The organism is Vibrio splendidus (assembly GCF_002873455.1).
GTDB classification, from domain to species: Bacteria; Pseudomonadota; Gammaproteobacteria; order Enterobacterales; family Vibrionaceae; genus Vibrio; species Vibrio splendidus_J.
Map to the genome: position 1 here is coordinate 220,186 of NZ_MCUN01000007.1, position 24,710 is coordinate 244,895.

Annotated in this window: 5 protein-coding genes; 2 read left to right on the forward strand and 3 right to left on the reverse strand. The window is 45.6% G+C overall.

The features are described from left to right. Positions 1–106 precede the first annotated feature (106 nt). Positions 107–20,530, forward strand: a complete 20,424-nt coding sequence (locus tag BCU75_RS05320) for a tandem-95 repeat protein (RefSeq protein ID WP_102473149.1) — start codon at positions 107–109, stop codon at positions 20,528–20,530. 221 nt (positions 20,531–20,751) lie between these two features. Then, positions 20,752–21,105, forward strand: coding sequence for a hypothetical protein (locus tag BCU75_RS05325; RefSeq protein WP_102473150.1), 354 nt, complete (start codon positions 20,752–20,754; stop codon positions 21,103–21,105). Between the two features lie 257 nt (positions 21,106–21,362). On the opposite strand, the gene BCU75_RS05330 is transcribed toward BCU75_RS05325, so the two are convergent. From BCU75_RS05330 to BCU75_RS05340, 3 genes are all read right to left on the reverse strand, one after another. Then, positions 21,363–22,259: a sigma-70 family RNA polymerase sigma factor gene (locus BCU75_RS05330; RefSeq protein ID WP_102473151.1), complete on the reverse strand. Its 897-nt coding sequence runs from the start codon at positions 22,257–22,259 to the stop codon at positions 21,363–21,365. 488 nt (positions 22,260–22,747) lie between these two features. Continuing rightward, entirely contained in the window at positions 22,748–23,080 is a 333-nt protein-coding gene (locus tag BCU75_RS05335; RefSeq protein WP_102464889.1) for an Hpt domain-containing protein, read from the reverse strand. Next, a complete protein-coding gene (locus BCU75_RS05340; protein WP_102473152.1) occupies positions 23,074–24,663 on the reverse strand; it encodes a response regulator in 1,590 nt (529 codons plus the stop codon). Before BCU75_RS05340 ends, BCU75_RS05335 begins: the two co-directional genes overlap by 7 nt. Between the last annotated feature and the right edge of the window lie 47 nt (positions 24,664–24,710).

Consider the following 24,710-nt stretch of genomic DNA (forward strand, 5'->3'; position numbering starts at 1 on the left):
AAAAAAGAAAAATATGAAAAAAGTTGTATAAAAACTTGGTTTTTTAAAATGGTGTCCTTTAATGCCTCTAAATACGATCAGTTAGCTAGTAGCAACGGAGGCTGTAATGGCAGGCGAAAATAACCAAAACAACCAAAATGAAGATCTCAATGACGCGGTAGAACAGACAGACACGAACGACGCGGGTACGCCCTCCCAACAGCAGAATCAACAAAATCAACAGAATACGATTGCGTCGACGGTAGCGACGGGGGCTGAAAATACTGACGCGGCGGACGAAATCAACCAAGCGTTGGAAGATAATCCAAGTGGTGCTGGTAATGCTGAAGAAGCCTCAGCATCTGGTGCGGCAGTGCAAGAAGAGTCGTCAGAAAGCGATAGCGGTTCGGATGCAGCTCAATCCAATGTGGTTGGTGGGGCATCTTCTGAAGCGGGCTCGGATAATGCTTCTAGTAGTAGCGGCGGGGCTGGGGCCGGCGCTCAAGCTGTAGGTGGTGATAACGCAGAGGCTGCGACAGGTGGAGCAGACGCTGAGGGTAATGAAGAACAAGGCCAAGCAGCGCGTACCTCTGCAGCGCCAAGTGCGACATCTTCTGAATCGGATGACCAACAAGCCGATGATGATCTCGATTCACAGACAGTAGAAGAGACATTTGCAGTTGATGTTCAAGCTTCTGACGAAGAGACCATCAGCGAAGTGGAAGATGACTTTGATTCTGAAACGGTAAGCGAAACGTTCAAAATCCAAGTAGAAAGTGAAAATGATGCGCCAGAAGTAGAACAAGATCTGGCTTACATCATGGATGAAGATGGCTCAATAACATTCACTCAAGAACAATTACTAGAATACGCAAGTGATGTAGATGGGGATGAGCTTGTTGCTTCAAACGTTCAAGTTGGTGCAGATGCAACAGTTCAAGATAATGGTGACGGTACTTTCACTGTTGTTCCTTCTGCAGACTTTAATGGCGAACTTGACCTTACTTTCGACATCAGTGACGGCCAAGAAACCATAAGCAGCGCAATTGATTTAACGGTTCGTCCTATTAATGACGCACCTGTACCAGAAGACAAAACGTTTGAAATAGAAGAAGACGGCACGCTTATCTTCACCGATGCAGACCTGCTAACAGGTGCAACGGACATTGAAGGTGACAACCTTACTGTTGAAAGCGTGACCTACGATGGTGGCGACGGTATTCTTACTGATAACGGTAATGGTACGTATAGCTTTGCTCCGAACGAAAACTTCAACGGCGATGTAAACTTCAGCTTCGATGTATCAGACGGTACTGATACGGTAGCGGCAAACATCGATGTAAACGTTATTGCAGTCGATGATGCGCCTGTATCCGGCGACTTGGCGTACTCAGTCGACGAAGATGGTTCGATTCGTTTAAGCCAAGAGCAACTGCTTTCTCAAGCATCAGATGTGGAAGGCGATGACCTTACAGCAAGCAACTTAACGGTTGGTGGTGATGCAACAGTCACTCAGAACGACGATGGCAGCTTTACCATCACGCCAGATGAAAACTTTAATGGCGACATCGATATCAGCTTTGATATCTCAGATGGCACTAATACGGTTCAAGCTTCTGCAGATCTAACGGTTAACCCAGTTAATGACCTACCAATTCCTCAAGATCAACAATTCAGTATTGAAGAAGACGGAACTTTACAGTTTACCGATGCAGACCTGCTAACAGGCGCAACCGACATTGAAGGTGACAACCTAACCGTTGAAGGTATCGCTTATGAAGGTACAGACGGTGTATTGACTGATCATGGTGATGGGTCATATAGCTTCGCCCCCAATGAAAACTTCAATGGTGATGTAAACTTTAGCTTCGACGTATCAGACGGAACCGATACGGTGTCTGCAAACATTGATGTTAGCGTGACTCCTGAGAACGATCCGCCAGTTGCGGGTTCAACTTCTTACACGGTCAATGAAGATAATTCGATTACCATTTCTGATGCACAACTATTGGCAACTTCTTCAGATATTGAAGGTGATGTATCGATAGACAACGTGACTTACTCGGGTAGTGATGGTGTCCTTGAAATCAATGGTAATGGCACTTACACCTTCTCTCCAAACGAGAACTTCAATGGTGAAATAGCTCTAGATGTAGTAGTTGCCGATGAAGATGGCGCGACTGATGCGACAACGGCTGGAATTACTGTTCTTGAAGTGAACGATCCGCCAGTTGCTGGTCCAACGTCTTACACTATTGACGAAGACTCAGTACTTACATTCAGTGAATCACAAGTGCTACTCAACGCTTCTGATGTTGAAGGGGATGTTGAGCTTGTTGGTATTAGTTACGATGGCCCAGATGGCATCTTCTCAGTAAATGGCGATGGCACTTGTAGCTTTGCACCAAACGAGAACTTTAACGGCCAAGTTCAGCTTGATGTAACCATTCGTGATGAAGACGGTGCAGAAGTTGAAACTGTCATCAATGTCGACGTATTGCCAATCAATGATGCGCCAGTATCGGGTGATTTGGCTTACAACGTTAACGAAGATGGTTCAATCACATTGAGCCAAGAGCAATTGTTGTCTCAAGCGTCTGATGTTGAAGGTGAAGACCTAACCGCGAGTGACTTAACGGTAGATGGTAACGCATCAGTAACCGCCAATGATGACGGTAGCTTCACCATTGTTCCAGATGCGAACTTCAATGGTGACATTGATATTCAATTCAACATCACTGATGGTACTGACACGGTTCAAGCAACCGCCGATCTGACTGTTAACCCAGTAAATGATTTACCGGTTCCTCAAGATCAACAATTCACTATTCAAGAAGATGGAACTCTACAGTTCACCGATGCAGATCTACTTACCGGCGCAACTGATATTGATGGTGATAACCTAACCGTTGAAGGCATTAGCTACACCGGCGGTGACGGCGTACTAACAGACCACGGTGATGGTACTTATACCTTTGCACCAAATGAAAACTTCAATGGCGATGTGAATTTCAGTTTCGATGTGTCTGATGGCACTGAAACGGTCAGCGCTAACATTGATGTGAGTGTGACCCCTGAAAACGATCCGCCAGTTGCGGGATCTACTTCGTATATGGTCAACGAAGACAATGCGATCACCATTTCTGATGAGCAATTGTTAGCAAATTCATCTGACGTTGAAGGCGCGGTATCGATTGATAGCGTGACCTACAGCGGCACAGATGGTGTTTTCCAAGACAATGGTGACGGCAGTTATACCTTCCTTCCTAATGAAAACTTCAGTGGTGATATCAGCCTTGACGTTATTGTTGCCGATGAAGATGGTTCGATTGATGAAACCACTGCGGGCATTACCGTTCTAGAAGTGAATGATCCACCGGTTGCGGGTTCAACGTCATACACCATTGATGAAGATTCGGTACTGACGTTCAGTGAATCTCAAATTCTAGTCAATGCTTCTGATGTAGAAGGCGATGTCGAACTCGTTGGCATTAGTTACGACGGCTCGGATGGTATCTTCACTGTAAATGGTGACGGTACATGCAGCTTTGCACCCAATGAAAACTTCAATGGTCAAGTTCAACTGGGAGTAACCATTCAAGATGAAGATGGTGCGACGGTTGAAACACACATTAACGTTGATGTATTACCAATCAATGATGCGCCAGTATCGGGCGATTTGGCTTATACCATCAATGAAGATAGCTCCATCACGTTAAGCCAAGAACAGTTGCTAGCTCGAGCGGGTGATATCGATAGCGATAATTTGGAAGCTATCAATCTATCTACCGATGAAAATGCGACCATCCAACAAAATGATGATGGTAGCTACACCATTACGCCAGACGCTGATTACAACGGCAATTTAGACTTGAGCTTCGATATCATCGATAACGATGGTGGTGAGGTTCAAGTGGGTCTCGATATCACAGTGAACCCGCTTAATGACTTGCCACAAGCGCAAGATCAACAGTTCACGATTGAAGAAGATGGCACGTTACTCTTCACGGATTCAGACTTACTTGCTGGAGCGTCAGATATTGATGGTGATGAACTGTCGATTGAAAATGTTCTTTATACAGGTGCAGACGGCGTTCTGAGTGATAATGGTGACGGTACTTACAGCTTTGCACCAAACGAGAATTTTAATGGGGATGTTCAATTCTCATTTGATGTTTCTGATGGTACGGGTTCAACAACTGCCCTTATCGATGTGAGTGTAACACCGGAGAACGATCCTCCTGTCGCTGGTTCAACAGCCTACACGGTACAAGAAGATGGTCAAATCACGATCAGTGATGAGCAGTTATTAGCAAACTCTTCAGATGTAGAGGGTGATGTTGCTCTATCGAGTGTTACTTACGCTGGTGACGACGGCTCGTTTGTTGAGAACGGTAATGGCACCTACACCTTCACACCAAATGAAAACTTCGACGGTGATATCTCACTAGACGTCGTTGTCGTTGATGAAGATGGTGCAACCGCAACAACTACCGCGGGCATTGATGTCATTGCTGTGAATGATGGGCCTGAAACTTCGGGTATTCAGGCTGAGGTAGATGAAGATAATTCCATCACTATTACTCAAGAGCAGTTGCTTGCAAACGCAACCGATGTTGAAGGTGATGAGTTAACGGCATCTAACTTACAAACCAACGACCCAGACGCGACAATTGTTGAAAATGGCGATGGTTCATTCACCATCACGCACACAGAAAACTTCAATGGTGAATTAGACTTCACTTACAGCATCAGTGATGGTGACAGTGAAGTACTGACCACACTCGACTTGACGGTTAACCCGGTAAACGATGCGCCAGAAGCGGGCGAAGAAATTTTCATTCAGGCGGAAGAAGACCAAACGGTTGGCGTGACGCTTCGTGAAGAACCTGCATTGCGTCTAGACCAAGCGCCAGAAAACGGCATCATTGAAGCGAATGTTAATAATGAATGGGTGGAGCTAGAAGTAGGACAAGAAGTACCGGCTGATACAGAAGTACGCTTCGTTCCAAGTGAGGGGGCTCTTGCTGAAGGCACACATACTACGCAAATTGGTACCTTCGACGATAACGCGAGCGTTGACGACTGGGGTACAGAAGTCGACCCATACACTCGTGAGTTCTCGGATGGCGACTTAACGGTAACAGTTCAAAGTAACGATGATCCTCTTGGTGCTTGGAATGGCAACACCCACATAGGTCACGGCCTTGGTGATACCGATCGCCAAGGGTTGAGTGGTGATGAAAAACTGACTATTTCAGTTGAAGGCCAAGACATCAATGAAATCAGTTTCCACCTAGATGGTTTAGGTGGCTGGTTCATGGAAGAGTCACGTCACTTTACGGAAGTAGAAATTAAAGCATTCAATGAGGATGGCGACCTAATTGACTCGATGACTTACCACAAAGAAGATCGTGGTGGTTACGAGACTGATTACACACTTACGGTTGACCAACCAGTGTCTTACTTTGAACTGGGTACCGTGCAAGGTAATGGTACTTACGTTGTTCAAAACATGACAGTGTCACAGACTTTTCATGATGAAGCCGTGTTTACATCGATTGGCGTAGACGGCTCAGAAATTACCGAAACGGTTGAGTTGAACATCCGTGCGGGTGACAACGAAATTGAGCTGACGGCCGATCTTCCTAACATCACTATCGATACAGAAGGTTCAGCACAGTTTGCTTCTGTTGTGATTACTGAAGAACAATTGCTAGCCCAAGCATCAGACATCGATGGTGATGATCTAGATATTCAAAATCTGGAGCTGGTGGGTGAAAACTCTGAGCATGCAACACTCACCGATAATGGTGATGGTACTTGGACGGTAACACCGGATGAAAACTTTCATGGTGAAATTGAGCTGGGTTACCAAGTTACCGATGGTGAGCTTACAGACAGCAACATCATCAATATCAATTTTGAATCGGTGAATGATGCGCCAATCGTTTCTGGCCCAATGGTTTTATCGACAGATGAAGACCAAGGTATCACGTTCAGTGCTGATGACTTGTTGGCGAACACCACAGATGTAGAAGGCGATGCATTGTCTATTTCTGACATCACTTACGGTGGTGATGACGGTGACTTAGTCGACAACGGTGATGGCACATTTACCTTTATGCCTAATGAGAACTTCAATGGTGAAATTGACATCGACTACAAGGTGTTTGATGGTTCTGATGAAGTTGCAACGCACTTAGACCTAACGGTTGTACCTGTCAATGATGTTCCGGTTCCGGGCGAACCATTGCACACCCAAATGCTTGAAAACGGCTCTATGATCATCGAAGCGAAAGACCTATTGTCTGGCGCGACCGATGTTGATGGCGACATTCTTCATGTCGAAAACCTATTACTTGCAGACCCAACGCAAGGTACGTTAACGGATAATGGTGATAACACCTTCACATTCGAACCTGCAGAAGATTTCTACGGTGAAGTGAATCTGACCTTTGATATCAGTGATGGTCAAGCAAGCGCACCAAGCACTGCAAGAGTCGACGTTGAGATTGTCAACGAAGGCCCTGAAGTGAGCGGTCCAATTGAAGCGGCGGTTGATGAAGATGGTTCAATCACTATTACGCAAGAGGACTTGTTGGCGAATGCAACGGATGTCGATGGTGATAACCTTGAAGCGGTTAACTTTGCGACGAATGATCCAAATGCGGTTGTTGTAGAAAACTCAGATGGTAGCTTCACAATCACACCAAGTGCAGACTTCTTTGGTGAGATTGAGTTTACCTACGATGTCACTGACGCAATTGAGACAGTGGCAGCGGATCTTAATCTAACCGTAAATCCAATCAACGATGCTCCAGATGTGCCTGACATGTCATTCAGTACGGAAGATGGTCAAGCAATTACCATTACCGAAGCAGAACTATTGGCACAAGCGACAGACGTAGAAGGTGATGATCTTTCTGTACTGAACGTGACAAGTGCTAGCGATACGGTAGACGTGACAGATAACGGCGATGGCACCTACACATTAACGCCAGAACAGGGCTTCTTCGGCAATGTTGATTTAACGTTTGATGTGAGTGACGGCACCGATGTGGTGGCGGCAAACATCGACCTAAAAGTTGAGTTCGTTAATGATTCGCCAGAAGCAACGCCAATGGTTGCGGATGTCGACGAAGACGGTTCAATTCTCGTTACACAAGCGATGTTGTTGGAGAACGCGAGTGACCAAGATGGTGATGAGCTGTTTGCGAGCGCGCTAGAAACCAACGATCCAAATGCAAGTATCGTAGACAATGGCGATGGCACTTACACGGTGACACCTTCGGAAAACTTCAACGGTGATATCGCATTCACTTATGAAGTGAGTGATGGTGAGCTAAGTACCGCCAATGACATGACATTGACCGTGAATCCGGTGAATGACATTCCAATGGTTGCCCCTGGCATGTACCACATCGAAGAGGATGGCAGCATCCTGTTCACTCAAGAAGATCTATTGAGTGGTGCGGTTGATATCGATGGAGACGACCTAAGCGTTACCAGTATCAATTACTCTGGTGATGAAGGCACAGTAACCGATAACGGTGATGGCACGTTTAGTTTTGTTCCTGAAGAGCACTTTAGCGGTGATCTACAGTTCAGTTTTACAGTTACCGACGGTACGACTGAAGTAGTACAAGATCTCAATGTTCACATTGAAGCGGTAGCGGATGCGCCAGATCTTGTTATTACTGATGGCGACGGCGTTAACGTTGATGACCAAGCGATTTTGGTTGAGCCAGGTGGCATTGTTGAACTGAACATTGCAGCGGCGCTTGTCGACCAAGACTTGTCTGAAACGCTCACCGTAACCGTAGATGGTGTGCCAGAAGGTTCGGTTATTCAATACGATAACGAAGGTGTTCTGAATGACCAAGATAACGGTATCACCAGTTACAACGACACTGAAATTACGGTGACGTTTGAGGGTGAAACTGCAGGCTATCAAAACACAGCGGGTTACTACAAAGTAGACGAAGACGGCAACATCACAGGTGTTGAAGTCGTTTACGAAAACGCATCACAAGTGGGTGGCGGTGGTAACCTTGTTCCAGGGCAAGATCAGTTCAGTTTCCAAGTTGAAGAAGGTGAAAGTTTCAACCTGTTCTTGATTCCAAACGGACATCAGCACAATGACTTTGACGCGATGCAGGAAGGTCAGTATGAGTTCCGTGCTGCGGATGGTTCGCCTGCGAATATGGATACGGTTGATCCTCAACTTGTCTTTGTTTCGGCAGATGGCTCTGAGACCGTAATTCAAGGCCAGAATGGTGACGCGATCTTCCATGGTGGTTCAAGTTCTCAGCTGAACCAAGATGGTATCGAACATACTCGCACGACCGTTAACGAAGATGGTGAATTGGTTTACGGCTTTGAAGATTTGTATGGCGGCGGTGATGCTGACTATTCAGACTTCAACTTCACAATCGATGTCGGTGAAGTGAACAGCCAAATCTACAGTGGTGAAGTGACGGTTGGTCCTGATGGTACGGTGAACTTACCAACAACGGCTATCGAAAATGCACTACAAATTCAGCTACCTGAAGACTTCAACGAACAGCTTGAAGTTCATGTAACCGCTACCGCAACAGAGTTATCGAATGATGATTCTGAAACGGTCTCTCAAACTATCTACATTAATGCGACAGGCGCTCACATTGAGCATGCACCTGAAGCACTTCCTGTTGCAGCAACAGTGGAAGAAGATGGTTCTATCATCATCACTCAAGATGACTTGTTGGCCAATGCTCGCGATTTAGATGGCGATCAACTGACGGCTCTGAACTTAGCGACCGACGATGACAGCGTGACTATCACAGATAACGGTGATGGTACTTACACATTAACGCCAGATGCTGATTTCAATGGCGATGTTAGCTTTACGTTTGATGTGTCTGATGGTGATGATGTTGTCTCTACCAATCTTGAGTTAACCGTTTCACCAGTGAATGATGGTCCAGAAGCACAAGATCAGGCATTCACCGTCGGCGAAGATGGCGTGTTAACGTTCAATGACCAAGACCTGTTAACAGGTGCAACGGACATTGAAGGCGACGACTTAAGTGTTGAAGGTGTGATTTACACAGGTACAGACGGTGTCCTAACCGATAATGGTGATGGCACATACAGCTTTGCGCCAAACGAAAATTTCAATGGCGATGTGAACTTCTCGTTCAATGTATCAGATGGTACCGATACGGTAACCGCTAACATTGATGTCAGCGTGACACCAGAGAATGATCCACCTGTTGCGGGTAGCACGTCTTACACCGTTCACGAAGACAACTCTATTACGATCAGTAACGAACAGTTGTTGGCGAACTCTTCGGATATCGAAGGGGAAGTAGCGATTGATAGCGTGACTTATAGTGGTAGTGACGGTGTTCTGGAAATCAACGGCGAAGGCACATACACCTTCTCTCCAAACGAGAACTTCAATGGCGAAGTTAGCCTCGATGTGGTTGTTGTGGATGAAGATGATGCAGTCGTATCGACCACTGCGGGCATTACGGTCCTAGAAGTCAATGATCCGCCTGTTGCTGGCCCAACGTCATACACTATCGATGAAGATTCTGTACTGACCTTTAATGAGTCTCAAGTTCTGCTGAACGCCTCTGATATTGAAGGTGACGTACAACTTGTTGAGATCAACTACGACGGCCCAGACGGAATCTTCTCAATCAATGGTGACGGCACATGTAGCTTTGCACCGAATGAAAACTTCAACGGCCAAGTGCAGTTGGATGTGACCATTCAAGATGAAGACGGCGCTCAAGTTGATACTCATGTTACGGTTGATGTCTTACCAATCAATGATGTTCCAGTATCAGGAGATTTGGCATACAGCGTAGAAGAAGACGGTTCAATTACCTTGAGCCAAGAGCAACTTCTTTCTCAAGCTAGCGATGTAGACGGAGACGACCTTACTGCTTCTAACTTAATGGTTGATGGAGACGCGACAGTTGTTGCTAACGATGATGGTAGCTTTACCATTACGCCAGATGCAAACTTCAATGGTGACATTGACCTAACGTTCGACATTAGCGACGGTACAGATACGCTGGTTGCGACGGCTGACCTAACGGTTAATCCAGTTAATGATCTTCCACAACCACAAGGTCAAACGTTTAGCATTGGTGAAGATGGTGTATTGAACTTCACTGATGAAGATTTGCTGACAGGTGCGACCGACATTGATGGGGATGACCTGTCGGTTGAAGGCGTTACCTACACAGGTGCCGACGGTATTCTTACTGATAATGGCGACGGAAGCTACAGCTTTGCACCAAACGAGAACTTCAATGGCGATGTGAACTTCAACTTTGATGTGTCAGATGGCACAGATACGGTTCAAGCCAACATTGATGTCAGCGTGACGCCAGAAAATGATCCGCCAGTTGCGGGTAGCACGTCTTACACGGTTCATGAAGACAACTCGATTACCATTAGTAACGAACAGCTGTTAGCCAACTCTTCAGACATTGAAGGGGAAGTGGCGATTGATAGCGTGACTTACACAGGCAGTGATGGTGTATTCGAAGACAATGGTGACGGTACATACACTTTCTCACCAAACGAGAACTTTAATGGCGAGGTGAGCTTAACAGTTGTCGTTACCGATGAAGAAGGGGCAACTGAAGCGACCACCGCGGGAATCACCGTACTTGAGGTGAACGATCCACCAATCGCAGGCTCAACCAGTTACTCCGTTAACGAAGATGAAGTCATCACCATCAGTTCAGAGCAACTGTTGGCAAACGCTTCTGATATCGAAGGTGAAGTGGCGATTGATAGCGTTAACTACACAGGCTCAGACGGTATCTTTACCGATAATGGTGACGGCACATTTAGCTTCGCACCAAACGCGAACTTCGATGGTGACGTCAGCCTTGATGTGGTTGTCACTGATGAAGATGGCGCAACCGTAGCGACCAACGCAAGCATTGATGTTCTGCCTGTTAACGATGCTCCGGTATCGGGTGACTTGGCGTACAGCGTGGATGAAGATGGTTCGATTAGCCTAAGCCAAGAGCAATTATTGGCTCAAGCAAGTGATGTTGACGGCGATAACCTAACAGCGGCTAACCTAACCGTTGGTGGTGATGCGACCGTCACTGTAAACGATGATGGTAGCTTTACCATTACACCGGATGCGAACTTCAATGGTGACATTGATTTGAACTTCGACATTACCGATGGTGATGCGACGCTTCAAGCAACGGCTGATCTTACCGTGAATCCAGTCAATGACTTGCCAACTGTCGGTGAGCCACAATTTGTGATTCAAGAAGACACCAGCTTTACGTTCACCGAAGAGCAACTGCTGCAAAATGCAGGCGATATTGATGGCGATAATTTGACTGTCGAAAATGTCGCTTCTGACAGCGGTTCATTGGTTGATAATGGCGACGGCACTTACACATTTGCTCCGAATGAAAACTTCGATGGCAATGTGAATGTGACGTTCGATGTGAATGACGGCACGGCAACCGTACCAGCAGAAGCAACGATTGACGTTCAATCTGTGGTCGATATGCCTGAACTGTCGATTGCATCTGACCTAGTGATTGCTTCAGACAACTTCGAGTCTGGCTCAAACGGCTGGAATGCAAGTACTGAAAGCTCGCAAGGCTTTGATTCAGGTGACATGTTGGGGCGTATAGGTGGCACTGGTGGCGAAGAAGCGGTCAGCAAAACCTACGACATTCCAAGTGATGTGAGCGAAGTTAATATTTCGTTTAGCTTCTACGAGATTGACTCTTGGGACGGTGAGTCGTTCCAAATCTTTGTTGGCGGCGAAGAGCTTACTTCGTTAGATAGCTCAGCGTTCCAAACTCAAGATGGCACGACAACGTTGTACGATTCAGCTGGCAATGAAGTGGGTGAAGTCGTTCACGGTGTATCACAAGGTGAAGGTTTCAGTGGTTGGAACGAACAGGCACACCAAATCAACCTAACGGTACCAGTCGAAGATGGCCAACTTGAGTTAGGCTTCGGTTCAACCTTGAATCAAGCGATCAGTGACGAGTCGTTTGGCATCGACAACATTGAAATCACAGTGTCTGACGCGGAATACCAAATCATTGGTACCGAAGATACGCCAGTACCACTGGATATTGATGCGGCGTTAACCGATACCGATGGCTCAGAAAACCTCGCTATCTTGATCGAAGATGTGCCGGAAGGAAGTTCGCTTTCCGCAGGTACTGATAACGGTGATGGTACATGGTCACTACAACCTGAAGAACTTGCAGGGCTAGAGTTTATCCCTTCAGGGGACTTCAATGGTGATGTGGTACTAACCGTTAACGCGACATCGACGGATGTTGATACAGGCACTACCGCGACGGCAACACAAGATGTGACGATTCATATCTCGCCAGCGAATGATGCTCCAGAAGTTGATGGGGATATCAGTGCCGTTACGGCCGAAGACAACAGCATCACGCTAACTCAAGAACAGTTGCTAGAGCACGCTGTCGATATTGATGGTGATGACCTATCAGCAATCAACCTAACCACCAATGATGAAAATGCGACCGTTCAAATGAACGACGATGGCAGTTTCACCATAACACCGAGTGAAAACTTCAACGGTAATATCGAATTTAGTTACGATGTCACCGATGGGGAAGACATGGTGGCAGCAGGCTTAGATTTGACGGTAACACCAGTCAATGACGCGCCAGAGCCACAAGACCAAGCATTCACTATTGGTGAAGATGGGGTTCTTAACTTCACTGATGCTGACCTGTTAACAGGTGCAACGGATGTCGAAGGTGATGACTTAACAGTCGAAAGTGTGACATACACGGGTGCTGATGGTGTGCTTACCGACAATGGTGACGGAAGCTACGGCTTTGCGCCAAACGAAAACTTCAATGGTGATGTGAACTTCAGTTTTGATGTGTCGGATGGCACAGATACGGTTCAAGCCAACATTGAAGTGAGCGTGACGCCAGAGAACGATCCTCCAGTCGCAGGCAGTACGTCTTACACGGTTCATGAAGACAACTCGATTACCATTAGCAACGAACAGTTATTGGCCAACTCTTCAGACATTGAAGGGGAAGTGGCTATTGATAACGTGACTTACTCGGGCGCTGACGGTGTCTTTGAAGACAACGGCGATGGTACTTACACCTTCTTACCAAACGAAAACTTCAACGGTGAAGTGAGCCTAGATGTTGTTGTGACCGATGAAGACGGTGCAACTGAAGCGACCACCGCGGGAATCACCGTACTTGAGGTGAACGATCCACCGATTGCTGGCTCAACCAGCTACTCCGTTAACGAAGATGAAGTCATCACCATCAGTTCAGAGCAACTTTTGGCCAACGCTTCTGATATTGAAGGCGAAGTGGCGATTGATAGCGTCAGCTACACGGGCGCTGACGGTATCTTTACAGACAATGGCAACGGAACATTCAGCTTCGCACCGAACGAAAACTTCGACGGTGATGTGAGCCTCGATGTGGTTGTGACCGATGAAGATGGTGCAACTACGGCCACGACAGCAAGCATTGATGTCCTTCCGATCAACGATCCACCGGTATCGGGTGATTTGTCATACAGCATTGACGAAGATGGTTCTATTGTTCTTACTCAAGAGCAGTTGCTATCTCAAGCTTCCGATGTTGATGGTGATGATCTAACCGCCAGCAACTTAAGCGCGGGAGATAATGCAACCGTTGTTGATAATGGCGATGGCACCTTTACTGTAACGCCAGATGCTGACTTCAACGGTAATATCGACCTAAGCTTTGACATCTCTGATGGTACAGAATCGATTGTGGCGAACGCCGATCTAACGGTTAACCCAATCAATGACCTACCAACCAGCGACGATGTTTATGCGAACGTTGATGAAGACAACATCATCACGATCACGCAGGAGCAGCTACTTGCGAATGCCGCTGATATTGAGGGCGATGACCTTGTCGCTTCCGACTTAACCTTAGTGGGTGACGATGCAACGATTGTCGATAATGGCGACGGTACGTTCTCAATCACTCCAAGCGAAAACTTCAATGGCTACATCGATGTGGCCTACAGCATCAGCGATGGCGACACACCAATTGCCGCTAACTTAGGCTTGACGGTGGATCCTGTCAACGATGCGCCAATTGTTTCTGCGGATGTTGCGATAACCATTGAAGAAGATGGTTCGTACACGATTACCCAAGAAGAGTTACTTCAATTCGCAACGGACATCGAAGACGATGACATGACCGCAATCATTGGAGAACAAGGGGATGATACGACGGTAACCGGTACGGTGTTGGATGCTGAAACGGGGAGTCCAGTGGCAGGTGCGGATGTTACGTTGACAGATAATGTTGGCCATTCTTACGAAACCGAGACTGATCAATCAGGTAATTACTCTGTAAGCGGCCCTGTTGTAGACCAAGGTACGATCACCATTGAGCAAGACGGCTCTATCACCAACAGCTTCATTGTTCCTGCTGGTGAAGAGACTAATGGTGGTGTCACCGCCATATCTGAAGTGTTAGAAGAAACAGATATGCGGATCGTTGTGACATGGGGTGAAAGCCCTCGTGACATGGATAACCATCTATGGCTCTACGATACAGAGTCTGGCAATGAGTTGGATCATATCTACTACCGCGATATGAATCATGACCTAGGCGGAGGCAATGTTGTTCAGCAAGACGTTGATGACACAAATGGTGGTGGCCCTGAAACCATCACTATTCCAAATTATCAAGATGCTGACATGCACTACTCAGTGCACAATTACACTAGCAGAAGTTGGGATGTAGATGGCGTTGAAGATGTGCAAGTTCAGGTGTTTGTGGGTGATACATTGGTTGAAACCTTTAGCCCAGATTTATCTGAAAACCCATCAGGTGACCACTGGCATGTATTCGATATCGTTAACGGCGTTATTGTTCCAAGCCAAGATGTAGGCACTCAGAATGCGTTTGATTTGCCAACGGCAGAAGAAGCGCTTGCGAATGAAAATGGTATTGATATCTCTGAATTGCTTACGGGCGGTGAAGATGATGACACCACTGATGAAACTGGCGATTCAACGGATCAGACAGGTGAATTAGCAGGGGAAACGGGCGGTAACGAACCAAGTATTGGAGATGTCTCAATTGAGAACGCTCTTATTACTGACAATGGTGACGGTACTTATACCATCACACCGGAAGAGAACTTTAACGGTGAATTCTCCATTAGCTACAGCGTGGACGATGGTAACGGTGGAGTAACACCTGCTGAACTCGACGTTACTGTTACGGCAGTTAATGATCTTTCAGTTATCTACGACCATAACTACACCGTAAACGAAGATGGTTCGTTGACCTTTACCGATGAACAACTATTGGCTGGTGCAACGGATATTGATGGTGATGACCTTTCAGTCGAATCGGTTAATTACGAAGGTACCGACGGCGTGTTCACGGATAACGGCGATGGTACTTACACCTTTGCTCCAAACGAGAACTTTAATGGTAATGTCGACCTAACTTACGACGTCAGCGATGGCACCGATGTTGTTTCGGCAAACATCGATGTCCAAGTCGTACCAATCAATGACGTTCCGGTAGCGGGAACCACCTCTTACACTGTTGCTGAAGATGGCAGTATTACCCTGAGTGATGCGCAGCTATTGGCTAATAGTTCTGACGTTGAAGGCGAAGTCTTTGTTAGCGACGTGACTTACAGCGGCACGGATGGTGTGTTTACGGATAATGGCGATGGCACATATACCTTTGCTCCAAATGAAAACTTTAACGGAGATATCAGTCTTGATGTATCCGTTATGGATGAAGACGGCGCAACGGCTGAAACCACAGCTGGCATTGATGTAATAGCAGTCAATGACTTACCGGTAGCCGGTTCAACGGCTTATAGTGTTGATGAAGATGACGTAATTACGTTATCCGATGCACAACTTCTAGCGAATAGTTCGGATCTTGAAGGCGATGTATCGGTAAGCGACGTTTCTTACTCTGGCACAGAAGGCATCTTCACAAACAATGGAGATGGTACGTACAGTTTCGCACCAAATGAAAACTTCAACGGCAATGTCAGCTTAGATGTCATCGTTGAAGATGAAGAAGGTGCAACCGCTCAAACCACGGCTGGTATTGAAGTGATTACGGTCAATGATGCGCCAGTGGCCGGAAACGTGGCTTATTCGGTTGATGAAGATGGTTCAATTACGCTATCTCAAGAACAGTTGCTGGCCAACGCATCCGATGTTGATGGTGACAACTTAACGGCAGCAAACCTAACGGCGGGTGATAACGCTACGGTAACGGCAAACGATGATGGTTCATTTACTATCACTCCAGATGCTGACTTCAACGGCGACATAGACCTAAGCTTCGATGTTTCAGACGGCATCGAGACAGTCCAAGCTGGCGTAGATCTAACCGTTAATCCTGTGAACGACTTACCAACGGTTGTTGACCAAAGCTTTACCGTTGAAGAAGATGGCACGTTAACCTTTACTGATGCGGATCTTCTCGCTGGCGCTACGGACATTGATGGTGATGATCTTTCTATCGCTGACGTCTCTTACACAGGTTCAGAAGGTGTATTCACTGACAACGGAGATGGTACATACAGCTTTGCTCCGAACGAGAACTTCAATGGCGATGTAAACCTTGGTTTCACAGTGTCTGATGGTACTGATAAAGTTGATGCCAATATTGATGTAACAGTTACGGACATTAATGATGCTCCAGTAGCGGGCGCTACGTCTTACCAAATGAATGAAGATGGCACCATCACATTGAGCCCAGAGCAGTTAATTGCGAATAGCTCGGACGTCGATGGTCAAGTGTCGCTTGATAGCGTGAGCTACTCAGGCCCAGACGGTATCTTGGTTCAAAATGAAGATGGTTCAGTAACGTTCGCACCAAATGAAAACTTTAATGGCGACATCAGCCTTGATGTGACGGTTATTGATGACGATGGCGCAACGGCTGAAACAACGGCTGGTATTGAAGTGATTGCCGTCAACGACGCACCAGTTGCCGGAAACGTGGCTTATTCGGTTGATGAAGATGGTTCAATCACGCTATCTCAAGAGCAGTTGTTGGCTAACGCATCTGATGTTGATGGTGATGACCTAACTGCCACTAACTTAAGTGCAGGTGATAATGCGACCGTAACAGCGAACGATGATGGTTCATTTACTATCACTCCGGATGCTGACTTCAACGGCGACATAGACCTAAGTTTCGATGTTTCAGACGGTATCGAAACCGTTCAAGCGGGAGTCGACCTAACGGTTAATCCGGTGAATGACCTACCAACGGCCGCTGATCAAAGCTTTACGGTTGAGGAAGATGGCACGTTAACCTTTACTGATGCTGACCTGTTAGCCGGTGCTGCGGACATTGATGGTGATGATCTTTCTATCGCTGATGTGTCTTACACAGGTGCAGAGGGTGTATTCACTGACAACGGAGATGGTACATACAGCTTCGCTCCGAACGAGAACTTCAATGGCGATGTAAACCTTGGCTTCACAGTGACTGATGGTACTGAGAAAGTCGATGCCAATATTGATGTGACGGTAACGGATGTTAACGATGCGCCAGTTGCGGGTTCAACGTCTTACCAAATGAACGAAGATGGCACCATCACAATCAGCCCAGAGCAATTAATTGCTAATAGCTCGGACGTTGATGGTGAAGTGTCGCTTGAAAGCGCGACTTACTCAGGCTCCAACGGCACCTTGGTTCAAAACGACAATGGATCTGTGACTTTCACGCCAAACGAGAACTTTAATGGTGATATCAGCCTAGATGTGGTTGTGACCGATGATGACGGTGCAACTGTAACAACGACGGCAGGTATCGAAGTTCTGGCTGTGAACGATGGACCAGTATCTGAGGAAGTGGAACTAACCACAGCCGAAGACAGCACCATTCTTATCACACAAGACATGTTGTTAGCTCAAGCTACCGACATCGATAACACCGCAGACGAGCTGTCAGCTTCTGGTCTACAAATCGATCCTAGCTTGGGTGAGTTGCTAGACAACGAAGATGGTACTTGGTCATTTACGCCAAACGAAAATTTCAATGGCGATGTGCCAATGACGTTTAACGTTAGTGATGGCCAAGAGACAATTTCAGTCGACGGTAACATCGATGTTACGCCAGTGAATGATGCACCTGAAGCACCAATGATTGAGATGCAAAGTGAAGAAGATGTGGTCATGGTGATTGACCCAGCCTACATCGCGGATCAAGTCACAGACCTTGATGGCGACGAGATCAGCATCGAAAGCATCACGGTTCGTGCTCCAGCGAATGCGACCTTAACTCAGCAACCAGATGGCATGTATCACTTAGTGACTACGCAAGACTTCAATGGCTTGGTAGAACTGGGTTATCAGGCAACTGATGGTGAAGAAGTGGTTGATGGCTCGCTGAATGTGGATGTCATTCCGGTTAACGACGCACCATTTAACGTCGGTAACGCAATGATGACCACAGACGAAGATGGCGCGTTCACCTTCGATGCTGGCGACTTGATGAACTTGTTCGGTGACATTGATACCGCTGACCTTGTTGTTTCTCGTATTATCACCGCAGACGGTGAAGATGGCGGAGAAGTAACAGATAACGGTGATGGTACTTGGACATTCACACCAACAGGCGATTTTGCGGGCGTTTCTGACCTTCAAGTTGTCGTAAGTGACGGTGAGTTTGAAACGGTTCTCGATGTTCCTGTATACGTACGTCCTGTCGCTGATGGCGCGGTTATTTCAACTGACCATGACGGTCCATTAGTCTTCGGTGAAGATGAAACCGGTCACCTAGGGCTGAATGTTGGTCTAGTTGATGATTCGGAAACGCTAAGTAACTTGGTGATGACAGGTTTCCCTGTTGGATTCGAGGTAACAGATGGTGTGAATACCGTGATGATCACCGAGCCGGGTCAATACATCGACCTGTTCGATTGGGATATCTCAAACATTCAAATGACGCCTCCAGAAGATTTCCATGGTGAATTCTTCGTAACGGTAAGTGCTACAACGGTTGATTACGGAGATGAGCCAGAAGCATTTGAAGATGGCATCGATTCAGGTGATTTCGAAACCGTAGCGGGTGATTCCATCATCCTAACGGCGGACGAGCTAATCGGTTTAGCTGAAAATGTGGATGCTGACAGCGACGATGAAGTGAAACTGGTTCATCTAGCAGACCGCAGCCAAGGTGAGATTGTCGATAATGGCGATGGCACTTGGACGTTCACACCAGCACCAGGCTTCATTGGTGAAGCAGACATTGCTTACGTGATTGATAAAGATGGCGTGCTTCATGATGAGCAAACTGGCGTGGTCGTGAAAGAAGGAGACTCACCAGAGAATGCAGCACCAGAAGTTAACAGCATCACAACGACGGAAATCGCAGCTGATGCAACCTTGTCGTTCACTGATCAAGACATGTTAGCGAACCTGAGCGATGCAGAAGGCGATAGCTTGAGCATTGAGTCAGTAAGCTTGATGGAAGGCCAGGGCGTGATAGAAAGCGATAACCAAGGTAACTATCAATTCACACCTGCTGAAGACTACACCGGCGATGTTCAAGTTGGGTTTATAGCGACGGATGGCGAAAATCGTATCGAAAGCTTCTTCAATGTCGATATCCAAGGTGGTGATGAAGCAGCGGCGAGTGAAGGTTATGCTTTAGCTGATGATGGTTCACTAACTATCACTGAGTCACAGCTGGTGGATGAGTTAGGTGTGAGTGATTCTGCACAAGTCGTTGATGTTGCAGATGCGAACGATGCTGGCTTCTTTGCTGAATCTGGTGAAGGTGAGTGGACTTACTGGCCGAACGAAGACTTCGATGGCAATTTAGCGATGAATGTTGAAGTTAACGACGGCGGTGAAGTATCAAGCCACAGCTTAAGTATCCAAGTAGCCGATGATTCAGTGCAAAGTGATGAACCACAAGTTCAAGTTGCTCAAACAACAGAAGAGCAACAAGTGGAAGTGGTTCAACAAGCTGATGACCAATCTCAAGATGCTGAAGCTGACACTGAAGACAATGCGGCAGATGTAACGGCGGCACCGGGCGATACCATCTCTATTTCGATTCCAGATGAGGTGAGTGGTAATGAATCGGTTGATTACGCTGATATGTCTGGCTTACCTGAGGGCGCTACTGTGAGCAACGCACTGGATAACGGTGATGGTAGCTTCACAATCAGTGGCAACTTAGAGCAGCCTGTATCCGTTGAACTTCCAGAAGGTTACGAAGGTACTAGCGAGATCCAATTCCAAGGTTACGACGAATTGGGTAGTTCAATAGACGGTGCTAGCGGTTCTGTTGAAGTTGAGGTCGATGATCAATACACCATGCAAGGTTCTACTCAAGAGCAGCAACCAGACATGGCTGGTATGGAATCTGGTGGCAGCGACTGGACAAGTTCAGGTGGTCAAGATCAAGGTGTTGACTTCACGGACGATTCTGGAAGCTTCGATTCAGATTCTCAAATCGAAACCGATCAAAGCAACGATTTTGATCAGAGCTCTATCTAACCCAAAGAGTTCAGTTTTTCTGAACTTACAACCAGACAGGGCAGCGTAATGTTGCCCTCATTAAAGCCACGTAGAGTCACCTTTACGTGGCTTTTTTATTTGTCGTTCTATTCATTGCGTTGGTTTTAAAAAACTGCCTTCTCAAACTAAGCACTAAAAACTTGTGAACGCGTAAAAATGTCCTTAATTATTAGAAGAGTTAATTAAGAAGGAGGGACGACATGTATCGATATGTCAGTTCGCCACAAGCGTCGAGATACATCGTGCCACCACCTCAACATCGTGAGTTGTCGAGTGTGGATGTGCCTGAGTCTGAATTAGAGATGCGAGAAATTCTAAATAATTGGTTTGCCGATGGTTTGGCTCCCATTATTCAAAGTGAAGACGATTATATTTCGGCAAGCGACCAAGTTCGATTTGAGAAACTCAGCCGTACGGTTGGTATGTTATTGAGGAACAAAGACTATTACTTTGCAACTAAGCGTATTTTGTCTTTGTGGGAACAAGACTGCCTTGAAACCACCTATGTTAATTACCTTATTCTGCGTAGTGAAAGATCCAATTCGTTAAGGTGAATAAGCGCAGCCTTGGTGTGTTGACCATAATTGTTTGTTTTGAGTGTTTATGATATTCAAGTTTGCTAGGAAAGTAGGCAAACAAAAAGGGCAAGCTTTTGAGGCTCACCCTTAAGGTTCTTTCTTTTAGTTAACGTTATTGTTTTCATTTCACGTCGTTGTTTTCACTTAACGCTATTGTTTTCAATTAACATTGTTATTTTCACTCAGCGTTGCTGTTTTTACTCGTTGCTATTACTTTTCAGCAAGGGTGTGACTCACACCCAACCATCAAACTTGAGTCTTTTTTGAATCCTCTCGACCGCTTCTTTTTGCATCTGTCTAACGCGCTCATTAGAAACATTCACATCTTGCATTTGTCCCACCTCAGATAGCGTTTTCACCTTGTTATCAAAGAAACCAAAACGGTGAATGAGAACTTTCTGCAATTTGGGTGGCAGCGTGTTTATGATTTGCTCTAGAGCCTGGGTAAAAGACTGATCTTCACAATCTTTTTGAGGGTCGGGGATAGTTTCACTTTCACACTGTTCAATTACCACTGGTGCGAGGCTGATACCAACCGTTGTTGTTACGTCAATAAACCCACTAAGCGCCACGAGCTGATCGACACGTTTTGCTTTAACGCCAGAGCTGTTTGATAACTCTGAAATAGAGATCTCTTTACTCATTTTTTTACTTACATCGAGCTTCTTGGACGCGAGGCTGTTTATTTCTTTGCATACGTGGGCGGGCAATCGGACAGTACGACCTTTGTTCATTAATGCGGCTTCAATATTCTCTCGAATCCACCATACGGCGTAGGTCGAAAAGCGATAACCTGGTTCGGGGTCGTATTTGTCGATTGCTTTGATTAAGCCGATATTACCTTCTTCGATAAGATCAAGCAGTGTAAAGTTGTTACCTTTACGTTTTAGGTAATTCTTTGCGATTTTTACAACAAGTCGCAGGTTTGATTCGATCATTATGTCGCGTGCTTGCTTGTCACCAGCTCGATTCAATTTTGCGTAATATACTTCATCTTCACGCGACAAAAGATCAATGCCCACAATATCTTTTAGATAGTGTGCATAGGGTTCTGTAGTAGTCGAAAATGATTCTTTGATGGGTGTTTCATCCGTGAGCCCCTGAAACGCAGCAAAACTATCGTTGTTCATTTCCTTGTCCTTCTCTAGCCGACTGAACGTTTTGTTTTTTATTTTATTATTATGCCACCAAGTGATTAACGCTTGGTTTCATTAGAGTGTAGATAACAGTTTCTTCTTTACCAATAAATAAAATGCAATTTCGTATACTTACGTCACAAAAAAATCTACAAATAATTAACGATTTTACATCTCATCGAACGTGTCGGTTTTTCATGGGAAACATGACTATGTATGGCTTACAAAGTGTGTGTTATGCATTGGTATGTGAAGATAAGCTGGGTGAATTTATAGGTGTGTGTGGTTATATAATTGATAGGAAAATTGAGGGTGAAATGGCAAGAGTCGAGGTTCCATGTTTCCAAAGTACCTCAGCTCTTTGACCTGATATTGTTTAGTGCGTAAAGCTTGAAAGCTATTACTCAAGACTAAAAGTTTTACCCAAAACTAAAAGCTATTACCCAATACAAAAACCTATGGCTAAAAGCTCAGTAAATTTGCTAATAAGTACTAAGAACCTCATCTATTTGTTTGTTGATGATCTTCATTTCGCTGTAGATAACAGAAAGATCATCATCTTGAGGAGCAAGCTTGTTAAGTGTGTTTTGTTCGACTTTTTCTAAGGCCACTGTGGCTGTTTCTTCGCCGAAGCTGGCTAATATGCCTTTCAATGTATGCACAGTAAAATGAAGCTTGCCCCAATCCTGTTTCTGTACCAGTTCTTGTATCTCTTCTAATGAATTGCCATGGTCTTCTTGATACACAGACAACACAGCGAAAATTACTTCTCTGTCATTATCTAAGTAGGCATTTAAGGCATCAAAATCTAGCATATAGACTCCTGTCGGCTGTATGTTGAAAATGGGCTGGGCGGCTTAGTAGAAAAACCAGATCTTGATGAATCACTGAGCCATTGGCTCCATCTTGGTGGAAGCTCTAGCTGTGCGAGTTGCTTTAAGTATTCATGTCTAAGGTTTTCTTCTATATGAGCTTTATGGACTGCATATATATAGTCAAGTTTCGCCGCAATTGAATATGGGTAATTGTGAATGTAGTCCTTTAATTCTTGAATGGAACCAGAGTTTTCTATATTTACACAAGTAGAAGGGTCGACATCTTTTGATTCAAGTTGATGGTCTATTGTCTCCCCTCGAGTTTTTAAGCACTCTGCAACTAAGTGGTACAGGGAGTATTCGCCAAAATGAGACAACAGAGGCAACAATTGAAACAGTAAGTAAGTTGGTTGGTTGTAAAAGTTATTTGCTAATAGTGTCGAGGCTCGAATCACTTTCTTATGAGCAACTTGAGGGCTGTTCTCAATGAGTAAAATATTACTTTGAAATAGGGCAAGGCTGGCCAAAACTTGTTGCTGTTGTTTTACCGGAAGTTTGAGGTTTACTAGCTCTGTGAATTGATTAGCGTGTTCCAGCAGAATTCGTTTGTACTTTAATTGTGTCTCACGCTGGTATGTCGCCTTTAGTGAACTGAAGTGAGCGCCAATGGAATGAATAACATCAATGTCGGTAGACGATATATGTGTCGCGTACATCTCTCCGAGTTTGATCAGCATAAGGGTGTTATCGGCATTTTCCGCTAAATCGATAGCTCTTATCGCACGGTGACTGATGCTAGGTGTCATTTCAAACGCTCTGATGGCCAGTTTAAGTGCAGGCAGTAACATATTATGTTTTTCATAAATGCAGCTTAAGCAATCAATGACGCTCAATGAGAGTGGCTGCGCAATCAGAAAGTTGTGAAGCTTATCGATTGCTAAATTTGGTTGACCTAAGCTGTCGAGAATAAGAGCTTCAGCAACCAATTTTGTTGGGTGCATGTTGGTTTTAGAGTTGTTGATTACGCTTGAGAGTAATTGCCATTTCTTACCTGAAATTAAGTGTTCAATCAATGTTGCTTCGAACTGTACGCTAGTGCCATTGGGTGAGATCTCTAACGCTTGATTCAGTCTATCCTGACTGGTAATTGGATATAAATCATTAAGTTGAGTGAGCTTCTTCGATACGGACACAGCACTTTGGATCTTTTTACCCAACATTTGAGTATGAATAGGTTTAGAAACGAAATGATGTGCTTCGCCGGAAAGAGCCGTCAATACCGTTTCTTGACGCATATCCCCAGAAACAAGAATGGTGGCAACAGTATGATCGATGAGTCTGTTTCGATACAGAATCCCCAAAAGCTCAAACCCAGTAAAGGATTGTTCAAGGTGGTAATCGATGAGGAGTACATGAAACGAGTGCGTCTCGACCGCTTTGATGGCTTGTCGATAATCGGATGCAACAAATATACATTCGCGCGCAATACCTAAGCTCGCCAACTGCTGTTTGATTAGTATCGTTGCACTTTTAGAGTCGTCGACAATTAAAACCCGTAGGTCTGGTGATAAGGTCAAATCCATTTTCCTCAATACCAAATGTTATTCTTAATTTAGGTGTCAAGTTGCAC

Coding starts and splice junctions, on each gene's coding strand:
- BCU75_RS05320 (WP_102473149.1), top strand. CDS start 107: ATGGCAGGCGAAAATAACCAAAACAACCAAAATGAAGATCTCAATGAC.
- BCU75_RS05325 (WP_102473150.1), top strand. CDS start 20,752: ATGTATCGATATGTCAGTTCGCCACAAGCGTCGAGATACATCGTGCCA.
- BCU75_RS05330 (WP_102473151.1), bottom strand. CDS start 22,259: ATGAACAACGATAGTTTTGCTGCGTTTCAGGGGCTCACGGATGAAACA.
- BCU75_RS05335 (WP_102464889.1), bottom strand. CDS start 23,080: ATGCTAGATTTTGATGCCTTAAATGCCTACTTAGATAATGACAGAGAA.
- BCU75_RS05340 (WP_102473152.1), bottom strand. CDS start 24,663: ATGGATTTGACCTTATCACCAGACCTACGGGTTTTAATTGTCGACGAC.